This window comes from Bacillus sp. FJAT-27986, assembly GCF_001685035.1.
GTDB lineage: Bacteria > Bacillota > Bacilli > Bacillales > Pradoshiaceae > Pradoshia.
In genome coordinates this window covers 136,230-156,300 of record NZ_MAYV01000016.1, presented here as the reverse complement: position 1 = coordinate 156,300, position 20,071 = coordinate 136,230, and the positions used below count along the sequence as shown (strand labels likewise).

16 protein-coding genes and 1 other RNA gene are annotated in these 20,071 nt (G+C 37.6%); 13 read left to right on the top strand and 4 right to left on the bottom strand.

Annotated elements, in window-relative coordinates; genetic code table 11:
* Window positions 1-17: 17 nt before the first annotated feature.
* Both A8L44_RS13715 and recU read right to left on the bottom strand, forming a co-directional pair.
* Window positions 18-2,744: a penicillin-binding protein 1A gene (locus A8L44_RS13715; RefSeq protein ID WP_066107360.1), complete on the bottom strand. Its 2,727-nt coding sequence runs from the start codon at window positions 2,742-2,744 to the stop codon at window positions 18-20.
* Window positions 2,745-2,780: 36 nt separating this feature from the next.
* Window positions 2,781-3,398, bottom strand: a complete 618-nt coding sequence (gene recU, locus A8L44_RS13710; protein WP_066107357.1) for a Holliday junction resolvase RecU — start codon at window positions 3,396-3,398, stop codon at window positions 2,781-2,783.
* A 667-nt stretch (window positions 3,399-4,065) separates the two neighbouring features.
* On the opposite strand from recU, the gene A8L44_RS13705 reads away from it, so the two are divergent.
* The 3 genes from A8L44_RS13705 (at window position 4,066) to A8L44_RS13695 (ending at window position 5,474) form a co-directional block, all read left to right on the top strand.
* On the top strand, window positions 4,066-4,320 hold the full coding sequence (locus tag A8L44_RS13705; protein ID WP_066107354.1) for a hypothetical protein: 255 nt from the start codon (window positions 4,066-4,068) through the stop codon (window positions 4,318-4,320).
* 71 nt (window positions 4,321-4,391) lie between these two features.
* Window positions 4,392-4,754, top strand: coding sequence for a YppE family protein (locus tag A8L44_RS13700; protein WP_066107351.1), 363 nt, complete (start codon window positions 4,392-4,394; stop codon window positions 4,752-4,754).
* Window positions 4,755-4,820: 66 nt separating this feature from the next.
* Window positions 4,821-5,474, top strand: coding sequence for a YppG family protein (locus A8L44_RS13695; protein WP_066107348.1), 654 nt, complete (start codon window positions 4,821-4,823; stop codon window positions 5,472-5,474).
* Between the two features lie 33 nt (window positions 5,475-5,507).
* On the opposite strand, the gene A8L44_RS13690 is transcribed toward A8L44_RS13695, so the two are convergent.
* Complete coding sequence (locus tag A8L44_RS13690) at window positions 5,508-5,948, bottom strand: Hsp20/alpha crystallin family protein (RefSeq protein ID WP_066107346.1); 441 nt, start codon at window positions 5,946-5,948, stop codon at window positions 5,508-5,510.
* A gap of 333 nt (window positions 5,949-6,281) precedes the next feature.
* Between A8L44_RS13690 and A8L44_RS13685 the strand changes: the two genes are divergently transcribed.
* The 7 genes from A8L44_RS13685 (at window position 6,282) to rnpB (ending at window position 12,800) form a co-directional block, all read left to right on the top strand.
* On the top strand, window positions 6,282-7,064 hold the full coding sequence (locus A8L44_RS13685) for an alpha/beta fold hydrolase (RefSeq protein WP_066107345.1): 783 nt from the start codon (window positions 6,282-6,284) through the stop codon (window positions 7,062-7,064).
* Window positions 7,065-7,155: 91 nt separating this feature from the next.
* Complete coding sequence (locus tag A8L44_RS13680) at window positions 7,156-9,450, top strand: DEAD/DEAH box helicase (RefSeq protein ID WP_066107342.1); 2,295 nt, start codon at window positions 7,156-7,158, stop codon at window positions 9,448-9,450.
* Window positions 9,440-10,741: a ribonuclease H-like domain-containing protein gene (locus tag A8L44_RS13675; RefSeq protein ID WP_066107339.1), complete on the top strand. Its 1,302-nt coding sequence runs from the start codon at window positions 9,440-9,442 to the stop codon at window positions 10,739-10,741. Before A8L44_RS13680 ends, A8L44_RS13675 begins: the two co-directional genes overlap by 11 nt.
* A gap of 353 nt (window positions 10,742-11,094) precedes the next feature.
* On the top strand, window positions 11,095-11,343 hold the full coding sequence (locus tag A8L44_RS13670; protein WP_175354304.1) for a CotD family spore coat protein: 249 nt from the start codon (window positions 11,095-11,097) through the stop codon (window positions 11,341-11,343).
* Between the two features lie 68 nt (window positions 11,344-11,411).
* Window positions 11,412-11,966, top strand: coding sequence for a DUF1273 domain-containing protein (locus A8L44_RS13665; protein WP_066107337.1), 555 nt, complete (start codon window positions 11,412-11,414; stop codon window positions 11,964-11,966).
* Between the two features lie 73 nt (window positions 11,967-12,039).
* Window positions 12,040-12,348, top strand: coding sequence for a cell division regulator GpsB (gene gpsB, locus A8L44_RS13660; RefSeq protein ID WP_066107334.1), 309 nt, complete (start codon window positions 12,040-12,042; stop codon window positions 12,346-12,348).
* A gap of 68 nt (window positions 12,349-12,416) precedes the next feature.
* Window positions 12,417-12,800: RNase P RNA component class B (rnpB, locus tag A8L44_RS13655), an RNA gene on the top strand.
* Between the two features lie 144 nt (window positions 12,801-12,944).
* Here the strand turns inward: rnpB and A8L44_RS13650 are convergent.
* Window positions 12,945-14,189 carry an MDR family MFS transporter gene (locus A8L44_RS13650; RefSeq protein WP_066107331.1) on the bottom strand — a complete coding sequence of 415 codons (1,245 nt, stop codon included), beginning with the start codon at window positions 14,187-14,189 and terminating at the stop codon, window positions 12,945-12,947.
* A 105-nt stretch (window positions 14,190-14,294) separates the two neighbouring features.
* On the opposite strand from A8L44_RS13650, the gene A8L44_RS13645 reads away from it, so the two are divergent.
* The 3 genes from A8L44_RS13645 to A8L44_RS13635 all read left to right on the top strand — a co-directional run bounded on the left by A8L44_RS13645 (window position 14,295) and on the right by A8L44_RS13635 (window position 19,617).
* The gene (locus A8L44_RS13645) at window positions 14,295-15,944 is read left to right on the top strand and encodes an ABC transporter substrate-binding protein (protein ID WP_066107328.1); all 1,650 of its coding nucleotides are present in this window, start codon (window positions 14,295-14,297) and stop codon (window positions 15,942-15,944) included.
* A gap of 120 nt (window positions 15,945-16,064) precedes the next feature.
* Entirely contained in the window at window positions 16,065-17,204 is a 1,140-nt protein-coding gene (locus A8L44_RS13640) for a THUMP domain-containing class I SAM-dependent RNA methyltransferase (protein WP_066107325.1), read from the top strand.
* Between the two features lie 904 nt (window positions 17,205-18,108).
* Window positions 18,109-19,617: a carboxypeptidase M32 gene (locus tag A8L44_RS13635; protein WP_066107322.1), complete on the top strand. Its 1,509-nt coding sequence runs from the start codon at window positions 18,109-18,111 to the stop codon at window positions 19,615-19,617.
* Window positions 19,618-20,071: the final 454 nt, after the last annotated feature.

Sequence of the window (20,071 nt, the reverse complement as noted above, 5' to 3'; positions counted from 1 at the left end):
CGATCTCTTTTTTTGTTTTAGGCAATTTTACGTATATGTCTAGGCATTTCTTGAATAGCAGGTGGAATCAGATAGGAAGTTTCGTCAGGCTGGGAAGTACTATTACTTCTCGCAGCAGGCTGTTCTTGCCCATCCTCATCCTGTGGTTCTGGCTGGCCTTCACCAGGGTTAGTACCTTCGCCAGGATTGGTGCCTTCACCAGGGTTAGTTCCTTCGCCAGGGTTGGTGCCTTCGCCAGGGTTGGTGCCTTCACCAGGATTAGTACCTTCTTCAGGATTGTTACCTTCATTCGGATCTTCTTCATTACCTGTGCCATTGTCTGGGTTAGGTTGGTTTGGATCCTCTGTATTGTCCTCAGTTGGCTCTTCAGGCTGTTCTTCCTCCTCTGGAGCAGCTTCAGGAATAGAAACAGATGTAGATGCTGAGTCACTCTCCTGGCCGTCTACAGTAGCTGTTACATAGAACGTATACTTTTTCCCGGCTTCTGGAGCATCGAGACTAAAGGAAGTTTCCTTTGTAGTGGTTAACGTTTGTCTGTCTCCGCCATCCACGGCAACCTGAACATTAAATTCTGCGTCATTAGAAGAATCATATTTCCAGCTCACGTTTATTCGATTAGATGCTTCATCAAAAGCAGCGTTGAGACCAGAAGGCGCATTTGGTTTTGTATATTTTTCTGATGTTTTAGTAGGTTCATGTCCCTTTACAAAGTACTCATATACAATTTGATCACTTGGTGTATATTCACTTGCTTTAGCGTTTGTTCCTTTTTCAAGGGCAACTTTGACAACCGAACTTGGCTGTTTGAAATTATCAGTTGTCACATTCTCAGACATTTTGCCCATCATTGTTTTAAAGATTTTTGCGGCTATTTTTGTTTCCTGCTTACTCATCGGATTTTTTAATTGTTGATCATAGCCCGTCCAAACAGACATGGTGTAATTCGTTGTATATCCAATAAACCACGCATCCGGTGAACTGCTCTTACTGATATTATATTTTGCCCGGTCTTCTGCAGAGTAGTTTGTTGTTCCTGTTTTTGCTGCAATGTGAAGACCTGGAATATTGGCTGCAGTTCCTGTACCTTTAGTCACAACATCCTGCAAAATGTTTGTAATCATAAAGGCTGTATAATCCTTCATGGCAACTTGTGGTTCCGGTGCCGTTTCAATAACAGTATCATTGTCTCTTAGAACTACTTTTTTTACGACATGCGGTTTATTATAGATACCCTCGTTACCAAATGCAGCATAGGCACCTGCCATTTGTAGAGGGGATGCTGCTTTGTCTACACCGCCGATTGCGGATGCTTCGTAAATTTCCCCAAAGTCAACACCTAATTTTTTTGCAAATTTACCAGCTTGATCTTCACCAACCTCTTGGAGTGTTTTAACTGCAGGGACGTTAAGTGATTTATAAAGCGCCTCACGAATCGTTACATTCCCTTTATAGGTACCCGTTGCACTACCAATTGATTGTCCGGAACTATATTTATATGGTTCATCTTTAATAATATGAGCAGTCGACCATTTCAAATATTCAATTGCTGGACCGTAATCAAGAATTGGTTTAATGGTTGAACCCGGCTGCCTTGTTTTTAAATCTGTTGCATAGTTAAAGCCACGGGCTACTTCTTGGTTTCTTCCACCGCCCATTGCGTTGATTTCTCCGGTCTTTGTATCCATAAAGACCGTACCAGCCTGGAATTTATCATTCGGGTAGTCGATATATTTATCGCTATTCAGTATTTCCTCCATTAGTTCCTGTGCATCAGGATCGATGGACGTATATACCTGAAGGCCATCTGTGTATATATTGTAGTCTCCAATTTCTTCTACTTCATCGATGACTTGATCAACAATAGCATTATATTTTGTGTTTGTTGTTTTCTCGCGTTTTTCTTCTGGTACTAAGCTATCTTCAACACTTTCGGCTTGCGCTTTTTCGTGTTCTTCCGCAGTGATGAAACCTGCTTTTTCCATTAGTTTAAGTACGATGTTTCTTCGTTTTTCCGCTTTTTCCGGATACGTAAACGGGTTGTAATTATTTGGGCTTTGCGGCATACCTGCCAGCGTGGCAGCTTCAGATAAGGTAAGCTCATTCAATTCTTTGCCAAAGTACAGCTTGGATGCTGTGGAAAACCCATGGACTCCGGATGACATATATACTTTGTTAACATACATTTCAAAAATTTGTTCTTTAGAATATTTTTGCTCAAGTTGAAAAGCAAGGTACATTTCCTGTACTTTACGTTTAATCGTTTTTTCTGATTTAAGGAAAGAGTTTTTCACTACCTGCTGGGTAATGGTGCTACCTCCCTGAGAGCCGAAGCCGCCTGTTATGTTTCCAATTAAAGCTCCGCCAACGCGAATAATATCAATTCCATGATGTTTATAAAAACGCACATCTTCAGTTGCCAGGATGGCATTTTCCATCAATTTAGGAACATCCTTATAATCGACGTAATCTCTTGTTTCTGAGCCTACTTCTGTATATATATCTCCGTTTTTATCATAGATTTTCGAAGAAATAGGATCAATCAGGGCGCTGTCATCAATCTCAGGAGCTGTGACAGCCCAGTATGCAAAAACTCCTCCAACTGAAATACCTGCAATAATAAATAGTGCAGCTAAAACAATTAAGGTTCTTTTTAATAATGATTTTGATTGTTTCTTTTGTTTTTTATTTCTTTTGGAATTTGCATATTTTCTTTTTTCTGTCCTTGTTTTATATTGATCTGACATTGTGTTACATACCTTCCTTTCAGGATAAAGGACCATTTAAAATAGTTGGGTACCATATTTTTTGTCAATTATCTTAATATAGTCAATTCTTGGTGAAAACCCAAGCGGAATCACTTCACCTGTATGTTCAATATCCTTTTTTGGTATAGATTTTCTACCGCCAGATAGCATCTCTTCCCAATAATAGATCAGTGTCTCAGCCGGTAAATAGTAAATTTCCTCTGTTACACTGAAGCGCATAATAATAAAGGCTATCCCACCATGTTTAATGATATTGCGCATATGGACAATTTGGTGTTCATGAAAATTCTTTAAAGGGAAAGAGGTTGTTTGTCTGGTTTCCTTCGCTTCAAAGTCAATGTATCTGCCTTTATATACACCATTATAATCCGTTGTGGAGGCTTGCTTAAAATAGGCTTCTTTTATGACTGCAGCGCTCCTCTTAGGATAAGACACATTAACAATCTGAACGGGTGTTGGCTTTTTGTGAACAATTGCGATGTTATTCTCTATATAATAAAGATTTGTTTCGTTTAAGTCATCCTCCAATGTCATTCCCCGATTAGAATAATTCACTTTTTTCTGTTTCAGTACTTTGCTGCCGGTTTTCGCAATCGGGTTATATTGTTTTCCATTAGGATATTTTATAGACATAGTATCCCTCCAAGCCCATCCTTATCATAACAAAAATAGCATCAAAATTGTAAAATTCATTATTACTTACATAGAAAGTTTAAATAATTAGTACAGATACTCATTTATGTAATTTTATTATAAGATAAACGTGTATTTCTCTTTCAATAAATACTAAATTGATAGAATGTAAACGAAACTAAGGCACTTCGAAGTTTATAATAAATTGGCTGGATTCGTCAAAGGTACTTTTTAGATAAAAAGGTTAGAGTATATGATTATATAGAAGAATGTTATCGAGGTCATCTTTTAAGCGACATAAGTGAAAGAGAATAATAAAAAGCCGGAGAATATAAAATCCTCCGGCTATTAAGTAAGTGGTAGCTAATGTTTTAAGTTGATGGTTTATCTGGACCATCTAGTTTTGGATTGCCTGTATGCTTGCTGGATGCGTTATTGCTTTTCTTTTTTTTCTCTTGAGCAGCTGATGTATTTTTCTTCATGACTACACCTCCTATTCATTAGGTTGTCTATGTTTAGAGAGTTTATGCAAGTTGTCGAAGGAAGCATTTACGTGCGCCGTCTCTGTTTTCTTTGCCGATACTCTTCTAGTTTTGTCGTCTATGAAGGGATTGAAATAGTTAAATCGAAACCTTAAGTGTATAAGAATGAGGAAAGGGTGAGGTGCATGAGTTCCAAAGAAAATATCATCACATTGCTAAGGGAATTGGAGCAGGAAATAATAGCCCTTGAGGAAGAAATAATTAGAAAAACAGATAATGAAGTAAATGATACAATAGCCGAGTTCACGTATACAATCAAAACTGAAGCCAGGAAGATTGATATGGATATGGCAGATATTCAAATTAAAATGAATAATTTTATTGATGATTACAAACATGATACACAACTGTCTATATTGAAATTGGCTCATTTAACGTAAAAATACAAGATAGTATCATTTTTTCGGAAATTCTGTTTAGATTAGGTAAAAAGAACAAGGGTGTAATGTAAATGAAAGATAACTTTTATCAAAAGACAATCGATTTGATAGAAATCGTTAAAGATGCTGAAAAAATCTATAGAGAAGCACGCGAAACGGAAGAGCGTGCAGATTTCCACACTGTGATTAAGCCGTTTGCCGACCATACTAAGCAGCTGGCAGATGAATGGCTTATTGAGGCTGAGCAATGGGTAGCTGATAAAAGACCTAAATATCTATCCCTCATGCAGATTAAGAATACCCATAATAATGTTTTACAAGTTTCTGTCCATTGTTACTTTCCGGAGTCAAGCAAGTCGAGATTCATTAAACATTGCAATGCAGCTTTGTTTGTACTCGAACAGATTCGGATGGAAGAAGTGAACGGGGAGTAACGGTATAGCACCCAATTCCAGATGCTGCATACTGTATAAGTATATAGTTAGAGCGGAGGGAGAGTTATGCTTAAACCACTTCTTGAGAAGAAAGCTAGAAGGCGTAATGGTGATTTTAATCCTTATTATGGAATGCCGGCTGCATCCCGCTTGCCTCCATATGAATATCGAAACATCTATCCGGCTGGAACTGGGGCTCCTCAAGTTCAACCACAGGGTAGTTGGGGGCCGGAGAGCATTCAGCAACAACAATTGAATCCTTTTGAAGGAAACCTTGCTTACCAACCCTACTATCCTAACCAAATGTATCAACAGCCATCCTTTAATCCATACTATATGGAGCAATATCCAGGAAGTATGCCAATGTCAGGCGGTATGATGGAGGATCAACATTTTTACGGCTATCCGCAGCAGGAAATGCCGAATCAATACCCAAAAGAACAGGTGAATCCATTTCAAAACCCATTATACTCTAAGGATGAAGATTTTTATCCTTTACAGCAGATGAATACAGCTTTTACTAATCCATATCCTAAACAAAGCTTTATGCAAAAAAATCAGGGCAGTAATTTTTCATCGGTTCTTAATCAATTTAAAACACAGGAAGGCAGTATCGATTTTAATAAAATGATTGATACTGCGGGAATGATGTTAAATTCAATGAATCAGGTATCCAATTTAGTAAAAGGTGTAGGTTCTATATTTAAAGTAACCACATAAAAAACTGCCGGTTATAGATCGGCAGTTTTTTATTTATCGGATAGATATGCGTTTCTTTTTTGATTTGGGGACTTTGACTGTTAATAAGCCATTTTCGTGGCTAGCCTCAATTTGTTCTTCGTCAATTGGGTAATGGAATGTAAAGCTTCTCGATTTCTTTTGTTTTTCTGTAGCATAGATTTGATCGCCTTTATTTACTTTTCGTACAGTTTCATATGATATTGTTAATTTACTACCCGATATATCAATTTCAATGTAATTTTTGTCGACACCTGCGATAGGAGCTTGAATAATATAATGGGTTTCTGTTTCTTCCCATTCAACGGGAAAGCTTGCAAACATTTTTTGGTTCTGGAAAAAATCATCCATAGACTGTAATAGTCCGCTCCTTGTGTTCTCGGTTAACAAATCATCCATTTGTGAAATGAAGTTACGGAGCGGTTCAAATGCACCATTCTTCTTGTTTTGAGCCATATATTCTCCTCCTCTGATGATTCTATCTTTAGCATATGCAGGCTATTCTTAATTGTTAAATAATTAGGGTGATAAAGGAGTACGATGTAAACGAAGATATCATAGTCATTTGGCTATATAATGGCGGTTTTGCTTTATATTTAAGCAATGTTATAACAGGAGGGATAATGGTAAAATGAATGGGTAAATATAGAGAAAGTTTTAGAAGTTGAGCTTGTCTCTTTTTAATATCGAATCATACATACATGTAAAAGACTCCACCCTGAACGTAGAAAATATGCGGGGACGGATCTTTAGATTTAATTATCATTAAATGAAAAGGTGTGGAAGTAAATGGAGAATAATCTTGTGAAATTAGCTTTTAAGGAAGAAGGCGCTGGAAAGCCTATTATCTTACTGCATGGTTTTTGCGGAAGCAAGGATTACTGGGAAAAAGTGATTCCTTATTTAAGGAAATTCTACCGAGTAATTGCTGTTGATGTAAGAGGTCATGGCGAAACAGATACTACAAAGATTGGATACGATATTCATGATATGGCAGAGGATTTGTATAATTTCTTTATTGAACATGATTTAAAGGATGCTTATCTATTTGGTCATTCAATGGGAGGATATATTACCCTTGACTTTGTGGATCACCATCCCGATCTTATCAGCGGATATGGACTCATTCATTCCACTGCATTACCAGATTCCCCTGAAGCAAAGAAAAAACGGTCAGCAGGTGTCTCTACAGTAGAAGAACAGGGAGTTTCCTTTTTCGTTAAGGATCTGATCCCTAAATTGCTGTCAAAAGAAACAAGGGAAAACGAACAAGAGATGCTGAAAACTTTGTATGATATTGGCGTTGAAACGAGACCAACAGGCATCATCGGTGCTTTAAAGGCTATGAAAAATCGTGAAGATAAGAATTATGTGCTGCAAAGGAACGATATCCCAGCTCTTCTCGTAGCCGGTGCAAGAGATGAGGTTGTACCGATAGAGAAAGTATTTACTGTGAGCGGAGAGCATATTACACAAATAGTTATTGATAAAGCCGGGCACATGGGAATATTTGAGACCCCGGAGCAAGTATCCACGGCTATTACCTCATTCATAGAAAAAGTGAATCAATAATTGGAAGGTCGTATCTTGAAAAAGATGCGACTTTTTCCTTTTCAAGGGAACGTTCATTCGGTACAATGATGACAGAAATGAGGTGTGCATCATGTTTGGGAAGAAAAATTTAGTGGAGTTCATAGATGATTTTTCACAGGATGAACAATACAAAGACAATATTGCTTTTTGGCATACCATCGATGAAAAAAAAGCTACGTATTCACCCTTTCCAACTGAATTAAATGAAAAGTTAAAGTCTGCCCTTGAAAAAAGAGGGATTGAAGCTCTATACAGCCACCAGGCCGAAGCTTATAAATATATAAGAAATAATAAGAATATTGTGGCGGTCACTCCTACAGCTTCAGGGAAAACATTGTGTTATAACTTACCGATTCTCCAATCGATTCTTGAGAATGCAGATACAAGAGCTCTTTATTTATTTCCGACAAAAGCATTGAGCTATGATCAAAAATCTGAATTAGAGGAACTGATTGATGCTGCAGATGCAGATATTAACAGCTATACGTATGATGGTGATACACCGACTAGTATCAGGCAAAAAATCCGCAAAGCAGGCCATATCGTAATGACAAATCCGGACATGTTACATTCCGGAATATTACCCCATCATACGAAATGGGTCAGTTTATTTGAAAATCTGAAGTATATTGTTATTGACGAGCTTCATACGTACAAGGGAGTATTTGGAAGTCATACGGCTAATGTGATCAGAAGGTTAAAGCGAATTTGCCGTTTTTACGGAAGTGATCCGATTTTTATTTGTACGTCTGCAACGATTGCCAATCCGAAGGAACTTGCAGAACAATTAACGGAATCTAAAATGATCTTAATTGAGCGGAATGGTGCACCAGCAGGCAAAAAGCATTTTGTGTTTTATAATCCGCCAATCGTCAATAAACCTTTAAATATCCGCAGAAGCTCCATATTAGAGGTCAGAAAGATAGCTAGCACTCTTTTAAGGAATAAAATCCAAACAATTGTTTTTGCGCGCAGCCGTGTCCGTGTTGAAATATTGGTTACGTACTTACAGGAATTAATTTCGAAACAATTGGGACCGAAGGCGATTACGGGTTATCGCGGGGGATATTTGCCGACACAAAGGAGGCAAATTGAAAAGGGATTGCGAGATGGATCAATCTATGGGGTTGTCAGCACGAATGCACTTGAACTGGGCGTGGATATAGGACAGCTCCAGGCATGCATTATGACGGGGTACCCAGGCTCGATAGCCAGTGCCTGGCAGCAAGCAGGCAGGGCAGGAAGGCGTCACGGCGAGGCGTTGATTATCATGGTTGCGAGCTCCAGTCCATTAGATCAATTTGTCATCCAACATCCTGATTACTTCTTTAATAAAAGTCCGGAAACAGCGAGAATTAATCCTGATAATCTGGTAATCCTTGTTGATCATCTAAAATGTGCAGCTTTTGAAATCCCGTTTAAAGAAGGGGAGGAATTTGGCGCTGCAGAGGTTACAGAAATTCTGGAATATTTGGCAGAGGAGCATGTATTGCACAAAAATAAAGATACATGGCATTGGATGAATGATGCTTTCCCAGCACATGAAATCAGTCTTAGATCTGCTTCGCAGGAGAATGTGGTCATTATAGACCGAACTAATCCAAAAGTGCAGGTTATCGGAGAAACGGACCGATTCTCAGCTATGACTCTTCTACATGATGAAGCCATTTACTTACATCAAGGAATCCAATATCAGGTAGAGTATTTGGATTGGGAAGAAAAGAAGGCATATGTACGCGAGGTCAATGTGGATTACTATACGGATGCAAATCTTGCAGTTCAGGTAGATGTGCTGGAAATTGACCGAACAAACGTTAATCCGAAAAGTGAAACTACATTTGGAGATGTTTCTGTTCGAGCTATGGCAACCATCTTCAAGAAAATCAGATTTGACTCACATGAAAATATTGGTTCGGGACCAATCCATTTACCAGAAGAAGAAATTCATACGAATGCATGTATGCTCTCTCTAAAGGAAGGGAGTGTCGATTGGAAGGAAGAGCGGCTCGAGGAAGGGCTAATGGGTGCTGCTCACGCTCTGCGAGGCATCATTCCAGTCTATGTGCTGTGTGATCCGGGGGATATTCATGTTTACCCTCAAGTAAAGGCAACACATAACGAGCTTCCGACCATTTTTATTTACGATCATTATCCGGGAGGAATTGGTTTAAGCAAGCATATGTACGAAAACAGTGAACAAATTATTCAGGAGACGATTCAGGCAATTAGAGTCTGTCCATGTGAAAATGGCTGCCCATCCTGTGTCGGAATGGAAGGCACTGGCTCGTCTTTAAAGGAGGATTCCATTAAAGTGTTATCCATTCTTGGAAACCGAATGGCCGGTGACAAATTACATGTCCATTAAAAATAAACTAAACCGGATGAAAAAGCATTTGAATACAAATGTTGGCGAAGGCTCAAAAAAACGTATGGAAGTATGCTCTGAACCTGAACCCGATACACCTATTAAAAATGTTGTCATCCCTTTCTTTGAGCAATGGAGCGAATTCGGGGCCTTTCCTGTTATTTACGAGAATGAATATTGCCTAATCAGGGAGGTCAGCTATCCACTTAATTATCAGCATGGAAAGTATACATTTGATATGCTTCCACAAATTGTGAAGATTTGGAATGAGAGCGACCTAAAGCACCCTCTTTCCGCCAAAGGATTTGAAGCAAATCAAATGTTTTTCTTCGATACAGAAACAACCGGGTTAGGTGGCGGAGCAGGGACTTCCATCTTTTTGCTTGGATATGCTTTTTTGGAGGATGAGCATATCAAGGTCAGACAACATTTTCTCCCTAGACCAGGGTTTGAAATTCCGTTTTATAAGACCTTTTTAGAAAAAGTGAATTATGAGACGTTGGTCACCTATAATGGAAAAGCATTTGACTGGCCGCAAGTAGTTACGCAGCATACTCTTTTGCGTCAGCACTTGCCAAAATTACCGGATTTCGGTCATTTCGATTTATATCATGCTTCTAGAAGACTGTGGAAAAATAAATTGGATCGAGTAAAACTATCAGTTGTTGAAAAAGAGGTACTTGGTTTCGAGAGAAAGGATGACGTACCGGGATACCTGGCCCCTATCATTTATTTTGATTATGTTGATAGGCAGAATCCTGAAGCTGTCTTTAAAATAATGAAACACAATGAATGGGACATTTTATCTTTAATCACATTGTACATTCATTTGTCTGCCCTTTTATTAAACGATAAAACATTGGAGCATGAGGACTCATTTGAACTGGCAAGGTGGTTTTCTTATTTAAAGGATCGGGAGCGTGCTATAGGTTCCTTTGAGAAAGGAATTACTGAATCCAAGCATGATGAAGAACGCTTGAAGGTACTCTTTCATTTGGCAAACGAATATAAAAAAAGTAAAAATGAAGAAGCGGCAGTAAAGCTTTGGGAAGAGGCGAGCAATGCACAGACGCCAGTAATTGTTTGCTGTTCCCTGATTGAGCTGGCAAAATATTTTGAACATAAGAAAAAGGATTATGCTAAAGCTCTGAAATATTCAAAAAAAGCTTTGGTGAAAATTAGAGAATATTCATTTCATAAGCATGGTATTCATGAGAAATCAACCCTTCACCGCATCTCCCGTCTGGAGCGGAAACTTGATAATGAAAAAATTGGAATAAAAGAAAACTAAATAATGGTTGTTATGTTTGTGCATCCCATGTAAATTAATGTTATACACCTTTGTTAATTTGCAGAAGGAAGTGAACATAAATCGGATGTATAAGGTTGTCTTTTATTTATTCTTTGTTGTTATTGGGTTATCGATGGTAATTTTTAATTCTATTTAATTATAATGTAGCAGTTCTGATGCTGAAACATTTTTTTATAAACGGAAAATAGGTGATTGCCTTAGTACAGTCTTATCCACCTTTTCATAGTCTATTTATGTAAGCTATATAGATAATGAAAGGAGAGACGCGTATGTTCGGTCGTCGTCATCATCAACATCATTGTGGTCCTATTCAAGTACCAGGGTGTAACAAAGTGCAGGTGTGCCCACCGGTTTGCCACCAGCCGATTCAATTTGTTAAGGAAAATTGCTATACACATATAGTACCGCATGTGCATCCAGTTCAAACTCTTGAAGTGAATAAGCATGTGTATCAACATCAACATCATTTCCCACATTCTTTCCAAAGTGCCAATAGTGTTCATAGTCAATCTAATCAATTTGGTACACCAACTCCCCCGCGACCTGGTTGCTCAGGTAGTGGCAGTGGCTATGGCTTTTAAAAGTAAGAGGCGTAAAGCCTCTTCTTTTATTATTTAATGTATAATGTAATAAATGGATGTGAACTTATATGGGAAAAGTCGTATTCGTAACAGGATATAAGGCCCACGAGCTTGGTATTTTTGATCAAAATCACGAGGGTATAAAATACATAAAAAAAGCACTGCTGAGTCGCCTGTTAACTCTTCTCGAGGAAGGAATGGAATGGGTAATCATTACAGGGCAGCCCGGAGTGGAGCTATGGGCTGCACAGGTGGTCTTTGATTTGCAGGAAGAGTATCCAGATCTTAAGCTCGGTGTTTTATTACCCTATTTAAATCAGGAAGAGAATTGGAAAGAACCGGTTAAAGAACTGTATGAAGAAATACTGCTTCAGGCAGACTATGTGGAGGCTATTTCGAAGAAGCCATATGAAGGACCATGGCAGTTAAAGCTGAAGAACCAATTTATTGTCGATAAAAGCGATGAAATGTTAATATTGTACGATGATGAAAAGGACGGAAGCCCTAAATATAGTTGGTTTGAAGGTAAAAAGAAACAGAATAAACAGGATTATCCTATCATTCAAATAACATTTTGGGACCTGCAAAGTTTAATTGATGAGGCACAATGGGAAGATTATTAAGAGGGAAATTGACAAACAGCACTTTTTTTGAAAAAATATTATATATTAGTCGTATGAATTTGAGGTGAATAAAATGCTCTCAGATAAAACAAAGTTGACCGCAAAGGATATCTTAGAGAAAGAATTTAAAACGGGTGTCAGAGGATACAAACAAGAAGATGTTGATCAATTCCTGGATTTAGTTATAAAGGATTATGAGGTTTTTCATCAGGAAATTGAATCACTTCAGCAAGAGAATATGAAGCTGAAAAAACAATTGGAAGAACAGCCGAAAAGAACTGTACAACCAGTTCAGCAAGCAACAGGTACCACCAATTTCGATATTTTAAAACGCTTATCCAACTTAGAAAAGCATGTGTTTGGAAGTAAGCTTTACGAATAAAATATCTTCCAAATGATAACAGTTGTTTTATAGTTGAAATGAGGGTATAATGAATTTTGCATGTGATAACGTCTGGGTAATCGCTGCAATGCAAATTGTAGAGGAAAGTCCATGCTCGCACAGGCTGAGATGCCTGTAGTGTTCGTGCCTAGCCCAATAAGCTAGGGCAGTCTGTTTCAGGCTGACGGCTGGGAAAGTGCCTAAGTTCTTTTAGAATATGGCACCGGTACCTATAAAAGTGCCACAGTGACGGAGCCTTTTTGGAAACAAAAAGGGTGGAACGAGGTAAACCCCGCGAGCGAGAAACCCAAATTTGGTAGGGGCGCCTTTCCCAAGGAAATGAACGAGGGGAAAGGGCAGACTCGTAGGAGTCTGAAGATAGATGATTACCACCGGAGTACGAGACATTCCAGTCGATTGCAGTACGAAGGAACAGAACATGGCTTACAGGACGTTATCTTGGAAATGTATTATCTGAATAAAACTACTTCCACTAAGGGAAGAATGAAAGGCTGCCGATTAGATCGGCAGCCTGTTTTAATGCGGTACTTTATGACAATCATTATGCTTCAGGTAAAGCTTGACTCAAATTATTACTATGTATTTGTCTGGATGTTTCTTTGATATTTTTCTTTATAAAAAAGGCTGAAATATACAAGAGAAGTTCCGACCGCAATAACCAGGCCGATATAAACGGACATCATCATCGGAGCGGCAAAAGCGCCTATTATGATGGTTGATCTTGCAATTAAGTCGGCGCCATTATAGGATATATTACTAAAAGCAGAATAAGAACCTCTTTTATCCTCAGGAATCATATTTGCCTGTTCAGTATTATAAACAGGTGAATACATCAATTCGCCAATCGTGGCAATAAACCCAAATAATAAGAGCATATACCAGCTATTGGCTGATGTAACAAATGTATACCCTACACCATAAATAAGCAGGCCAATGATTAACACACGTTTATTTGAAAAACGATTCGTAATATTGGAAACAATAAACGTTAAAAGGACGACTAATAACATATTTTCTATATTCATCAAACTTAACATTTGGACACCGCCAATTTGGTATCCGAATACGTTAACGACTTCAAAGGATTCTGATAATCGAACCCCAATATAACTATTTAGTGAGAATTCAGCGGAAAGGATAAACATGAATCCAAGTACGAGTTTTACAAAGCGAGTATCCTGAAGGGCAATTTTATAGTTATGAAGTAAATCAATCAGAAAGTTTTTATGTGATTGCTTTAACTGACGGACCGTACCTTCAATCAGCCAAATTTTATAAGCAATGGCAATGAAGGTGGATGTACACGTTAAGATGATAAATAATTCAAGTTGATGATTACTGTATAAAAGTCCTCCCATTGCTGCCCCAATGGCCATGGATAAATTAATGAGCCAATAATCAAGAGCATAAACAAATTTTCTTGTCTCTTTTGTAGTAGAATCCATAATAATTGCACTCATGCTTGGCCTTCCAAGACTACTTGAAATCATATATCCAACATAGCAAATTGCAAATAGCCAAACCCAGTCATTCTCAGGGATTAAGGTCAAAGTCATCATCAAAAACATGAAGGCACTTGTAGAGGAAGTCATTAATAAAATTTTCTTCCTTTTGAAACGGTCTGATAGATATCCTCCCAGCAGGTTAGCAACGAATGTAATAAGGACGGTAAAAATCAAGAAGACACCTGCCCAGATTTTGTTCAATTCATGAGCAAAATACAAAGCCATAAATGGCATCACAGAGCTTGATGCCATTCTGTTAAAAAAAGATGTGCCTAACCGTACTTTAATATTTTGTGGCAAATTCTTCAATTTCATATTGTTTTACCCCCTTTGTATCAATTATATTAAACTAGACTGATGCTTCTGAAAATAGACAATTAATTGATAAATGTCTACTTTTATGGTGAAAAGGGGTAGATGATGGAACCTAAACTACTGACTCTTTGGCAGCATATTCAAACGGGATATGTAAGACAGGCAGAGATAGCGGATTTACTCGAACTTAGTCCAAAGCAAACCTCCAGATATATGCAAAGATGGCATGAGGAGGGGTGGTTTAGATTGCAGCCAGGAAAAGGACGGGGACATTCAACTAAGATAGAGTGGGTCAAAAATGTGGAATCCATATATGAAAAAGAAATGGAATATATAATCAATCATGAATCAATTGAAAAAAGTGCAAAATGGCTAACTCTGCATTGGTCCTCTGAATGCAAACTACGTCTGATGAGACTCTTTCAAACTAAGCTTGGATTTAATGATGAGGGAAAGGATAAACTCATCATTCCTAGAAAGGATCCATTTTTGTCCTTTCATCCTCTTGAAGCTCTCGATATACATAGCGCTAACTTAGTTTCTAATATTTACAATCGCTTGATTTACCTGACTGAAGATAATGAAATATGGCCTGAGCTTGCTCATAGCTGGGAAAGCTCGAATCGCTTGTTAAGACTTTACATAAGAAAAGGAGTCAAATTTCATGATGGTTCCTACCTTTCAGCAGATGATGTTGTAAGGTGCTTGGAATCTTTGCGTGATCATCCAATTCACAGGGATATATGGTTTATTGTCCAAAGAATTCATTCCCTCGCACAGTATGTGGTAGAAATTAACTTGAAACAAAAGTGCAGCTATATATTGCATCTCTTAAGCACCATAAACTCAAGTATATATAAAGTAAACAATGGAAAATTAATTGGAACGGGCAGCTTTTATCTGGAAAAAAATGATGAAACAAAAACAATTCTTCGTGCGTTTGAAGACTATTACAAGGAAAGAGCTCTGCTCGATTGTATAGAATTTGTTCAGATGCCGATGGGGTTTGAGACTATTTATCGATCCTCTGTAAAAGAGGATGATATCGAAACATATAAGGTTGAGAGTGATTCAGGGTTTGGTATTGTGATTATGAATGCGTACCGCAATTCAGATATAAATAAGCAGGAAGTAAGAGATTATATCCAATATGTTATCAGTGCAAGGAGAAATGAAATTAATCAATTGGATCCAAAAATTATACCGAATCAAAGTGGTATTTTGCGCTCTCCATCTGACCCATACATAGTGGATCAAGTTCCATTTATAGAGGTATCCAAACCACTTGTTCTACAGACTACTCCATATACAGAAAAGCTTATCTTTTGGTTAAAGGGGATTTTGGAAACCGCAGGTATTCCTGTTAAATTAAAAGAGATCACGTTTGAAGAAAGTCTGCAAAATGGATATACAGATCATGGTACAGATTTTTTTATCCATGGAGAAGTATTTGAAATGAATCATAGCTTATCTTTTTTTCATTTTTTATTGTTGAGTTCCTCTCCGCTTGCCCAAGTCCTAGGAGATAAAGGAGAGCGATTCGAGATATTAAACCAGTATGCTAATACTCCTTTTGAAAAGTGGAGTGAGCTTCATGAACAAATGGAACGAAGATTAATGAAATCTGCTTTAATATTGCCGTTATACTATTCCAAACGAAGTGTACTGTTTTCAGATGATATTATGAATATTAGCATTAAGAATTTTGGCTATGCAGATTTTTCGAAGCTATGGATGAAACCAACCACAATTTAATGCGGTAATATAGACGAGAAATGCTGATTTGGTTTGCATTCAAAATGTATGAGTTGTATGATAAAAGACGCGAACGACTTAATTTAATGGAAAAGTAATATGATTAGATAGGGTGAAACAATGAAGATTACATTAATAGCTACAGCAGCAATGGGTCTTGAGGCGATTGTCGCACAGGAAGTACGTGACCTTGGGTATGAATGTACAGTCGAGAATGGACGAGTACTGTTTCAGGGAGACGAGCTTGCCATTGCCAGAGCCAATATGTGGCTTAGAACAGCAGACCGGGTGAAAATTCTTGTAGGCGAATTTAAGGCCTATACATTTGATGAATTATTTGAAGGTACAAAAAAACTTCCTTGGGAGAATTATTTGGATGTCACGGCTGAATTTCCTGTATCAGGTAAATCGGTCAAATCTAAATTATTCAGTGTTCCAGATTGCCAGGCGATTGCGAAGAAGGCCATAGTGGACCGCTTGAAAAAAGCATATAAAAAAGATGGATGGTTAGATGAAAATGGACCATTATATCGTGTAGAAGTATCGCTTTTAAAAGATAAAGCCACATTAACGATTGATACAACCGGCCCTCAGGCCCTTCATAAACGTGGATACAGAACAGGGCAGGGTGAAGCGCCATTAAAAGAAACCCTTGCAGCAGCATTAGTGAAGCTGACGAATTGGACTCCGGACCGTCCATTTGTTGATCCATTCTGCGGATCGGGTACGATTGCGATAGAAGCTGCGTTAATCGGCCAAAATATTGCGCCTGGATTTAATCGTGATTTTATTTCCGAAGACTGGCCTATTATTGATTCTTCTATTTGGGATAAAGTCAGAGAGGAAGCAGAAGAACTGGCCAATTATGATCAGGAATTAGACATTTCGGGGTTTGATATTGACCATAAGATGATTGAAATCGCAAAAGAAAATGCTATGGAAGCAGGACTTGGGGATTTAATTAACTTTAAACAAATGCAGGTCCGTGATTTTACAACGACCAAGGAATATGGCGTAATTGTTGGGAATCCTCCATATGGTGAACGCCTCAGCGACCGTCCTTCCGTTGAGAAAATGTATAAAGAGATGGGGGAAGCACTCCGTCCATTTGAAACTTGGTCTGTTTATATGCTGACTTCTGATGAAAACTTTGAGCAGTTTTATGGCAAACCGGCCACTAAAAAACGAAAGCTGTTTAATGGTTTTATCCGTACGGATTACTATCAGTATTGGGGAAAGAGACCGCCGAGAAAAGGTTGATATGACGTCATTTCCAGAGATATTAAATAACCTGATTTTACGTTTACCACATTATAGATTGACGATTCTTATAGAGTCGTCTTTTTTTTGTCTTTCTCATCTTTTTTGTGTAGGAGCTGATTATTTTATGTGGTCAAAAATATAATTGGTACATGCCTAATTGGTCTATTTTGCGGCGTCTTGCTATACAAATAATCATAGTCACTACTTCTCTTCTATTTGAAAGGAGTTGATTCTAATGCTTTGGACTATCGCTGTAGTATTAATCATCATTGCTTGTTTGATTTACATTTTTTAGTTTCGTTTACTTCTTGGAAAAAGAAAAGCCCAGATATGAGGACTTACTTCTTGCCTTGTAATACAAAGCCTTAGAGACGCAATTAGTGACTTCATAAAATAAAGGAGGCAAAGGAAATAAGTTAGTCTTGAGGGCAGAAATAAGCACCCTTTAGGGATTTATTTTGTGTATACCATATTTCTATAGCTTTATCTGTCCTAATTAATTTTTTATCCAGCCTGTTTATGGTTTTTATATGCGAAAAAGTAATCAGGTAAAAATATCTGAAATAGTACTCGTAAGTGATCAAGAAATTCATGTGTTATCAAACACGCCACGAAAAAACGAAAGGTATTCAAGGATTTTATTTGTACAGATTTATTTTCAATATTGGGGAAAGATGCCGCGGAAAAAACACAAAGGGAATTTGAAGACAATCAGCAATAAAAGTAAACGCTAACCCCAAGGGTTGGCATTTTTTATTTAGTTTGAAATGGTGGAATACTAGGTAATTAGACTTTTTCAGGACTGGTAGGAAAAGTACGCATATTCGTATATAAAACTATCTACCTAGTATACTTAATATGGTAAAATATTCAGTATACTTTAAGGAGAAGGGGGATCTATATGACAAACCTATTAGAAAAAGAGTTTTTAGACTATATACATACCATGGATGCATTCAGAGAAGCATCTGCACTGATTGGATGGGACATGCGCACTGGGGCTCCAAAGAAAACGATTGATAAGAGAAGTCAAGTGCTATCCATCTTATCGAAAGAACATTTTGAAATGGCAACCGGAACTAAAATGGAACGATACATAGAAGAGTTATCAAAGCCTGAACTGAAGGAGCAGTTGGATTCAAATACAATTGTCATTGTTGAGGAATGTAAAAAAGAATACGAGAAGATGAGTAAAATCCCCGCAAATGAGTATAAGGAGTATGTTGAACTACAGTCCAAGGCTGAAAGTATATGGGAAACGGCAAAAGAAACATCTGATTTTTCGTTGTTTATGCCATATTTGGAACAATTAATTGATGTGAATAAGAAATTTTTATCCTATTGGGGAAAAGCTGATCATCCTTATGATGGATTACTCGATTTGTATGAACCGGGTATGACAGTTGAGATATTGGATGATGTATTTGCCAGGCTAAGAGAAGAAATTGTACCGCTTGTGAAAAAGATTGGTGAATCGAATAAGAATCTAGAAACGAACTTTATATATAAGTCATTTAGTGAAGAAGCACAGAAAAAATTATGTATGGAATTGATTCAGGAATTAGGTTATGACCTGGAAGCGGGACGTCTGGATAATACAGTCCATCCGTTTGCTACAGCTTTAAACGCAAATGATGTGAGGATTACAACGAAATATGTTGAGGAAGATTTCCGTGTTGCTCTATTTGGTACCATACACGAATGCGGACATGCCGTATATGAACAAAATATTAATAAAGAATTAGAAGGAACACCTTTATGTACCGGTACATCAATGGGTATCCATGAATCTCAGTCCTTATTCTTTGAAAACTTTATCAGCCGTAATCTTAGCTACTGGAAACATAATTTTGATAAATTAAAAGCTGTCTCGCCTGAACAATTTGATAATATTGACCTCGATACGTTCTATAAGGCTATTAATGAATCAAAGCCTTCCTTAATTCGGATTGAGGCTGACGAACTCACGTATCCTTTGCATATTATGATTCGGTATGAATTAGAAAAGGGATTGTTTAATGGAGATCTAAAAGTAGCTGATTTGCCGAAGCATTGGAATGATAAGTATGAAGAGTACTTGGGAATCCGGCCTGAAAATGATGGTGAAGGAGTTTTACAGGATGTCCATTGGGCAGGTGGCATGTTTGGGTATTTCCCATCCTATGCACTCGGATATATGTATGCAGCTCAATTCAAAGCTGCAATGCTGAAGGATATTCCGAACTTCGATGAAACTATTGAAAATGGAGACTATAACAAAATTACTGGATGGTTAACGAAGCATGTCCATCAGTATGGAAAGTTGAAATTGCCTTTAGAGATTATAAAGGATGCTACGGGAGAAGGATTAAATCCACAGTATTTGATAACGTATTTAAAAGAAAAATATACTGCACTGTATGATTTATAAACAATAAAAAGGTGTTCGTTAAGTAGAAGTTTAGATGCTTGACGGCGCCTTTATTTATTGCTGAGGAAAGGTTTTGGCTTGTTCACTTGCTGTGGAGAATGGATGACAGGGGAAGAAAGAGGCTGATTATGACGGTTGGAACGGATGAATTAGTTTAGCTCAATCCTTAAATAAATCGCTCAAAGGCTATTTTTAAAGCTCAATTAGGCTCAAAACTGCTCAATTATTTTCCCGTTCGCGCAATTAATTCTGATGATGCTCATATAATTAAGAATTCGCTCATTTAAGTTGAAAATCGCACATATATGATGGAATTCGCTCATATACTTCATTTTTCGCTCAATAATGATTAGCTAATCAGGTATCTCTTAGATTAGGTAGAATAATTGATACTTTAAAGCGTACACCAATATATGAAAATACAATTTTATAAACAAATAAACTCTCAAATATC

Coding starts and splice junctions, on each gene's coding strand:
- A8L44_RS13640 (WP_066107325.1), top strand. CDS start 16,065: ATGAAGATTACATTAATAGCTACAGCAGCAATGGGTCTTGAGGCGATT.
- A8L44_RS13695 (WP_066107348.1), top strand. CDS start 4,821: ATGCTTAAACCACTTCTTGAGAAGAAAGCTAGAAGGCGTAATGGTGAT.
- gpsB (WP_066107334.1), top strand. CDS start 12,040: ATGCTCTCAGATAAAACAAAGTTGACCGCAAAGGATATCTTAGAGAAA.
- A8L44_RS13705 (WP_066107354.1), top strand. CDS start 4,066: ATGAGTTCCAAAGAAAATATCATCACATTGCTAAGGGAATTGGAGCAG.
- A8L44_RS13675 (WP_066107339.1), top strand. CDS start 9,440: ATGTCCATTAAAAATAAACTAAACCGGATGAAAAAGCATTTGAATACA.
- A8L44_RS13680 (WP_066107342.1), top strand. CDS start 7,156: ATGTTTGGGAAGAAAAATTTAGTGGAGTTCATAGATGATTTTTCACAG.
- A8L44_RS13665 (WP_066107337.1), top strand. CDS start 11,412: ATGGGAAAAGTCGTATTCGTAACAGGATATAAGGCCCACGAGCTTGGT.
- A8L44_RS13645 (WP_066107328.1), top strand. CDS start 14,295: ATGGAACCTAAACTACTGACTCTTTGGCAGCATATTCAAACGGGATAT.
- A8L44_RS13635 (WP_066107322.1), top strand. CDS start 18,109: ATGACAAACCTATTAGAAAAAGAGTTTTTAGACTATATACATACCATG.
- A8L44_RS13690 (WP_066107346.1), bottom strand. CDS start 5,948: ATGGCTCAAAACAAGAAGAATGGTGCATTTGAACCGCTCCGTAACTTC.
- A8L44_RS13700 (WP_066107351.1), top strand. CDS start 4,392: ATGAAAGATAACTTTTATCAAAAGACAATCGATTTGATAGAAATCGTT.
- A8L44_RS13650 (WP_066107331.1), bottom strand. CDS start 14,189: ATGAAATTGAAGAATTTGCCACAAAATATTAAAGTACGGTTAGGCACA.
- A8L44_RS13715 (WP_066107360.1), bottom strand. CDS start 2,744: ATGTCAGATCAATATAAAACAAGGACAGAAAAAAGAAAATATGCAAAT.
- recU (WP_066107357.1), bottom strand. CDS start 3,398: ATGTCTATAAAATATCCTAATGGAAAACAATATAACCCGATTGCGAAA.
- A8L44_RS13685 (WP_066107345.1), top strand. CDS start 6,282: ATGGAGAATAATCTTGTGAAATTAGCTTTTAAGGAAGAAGGCGCTGGA.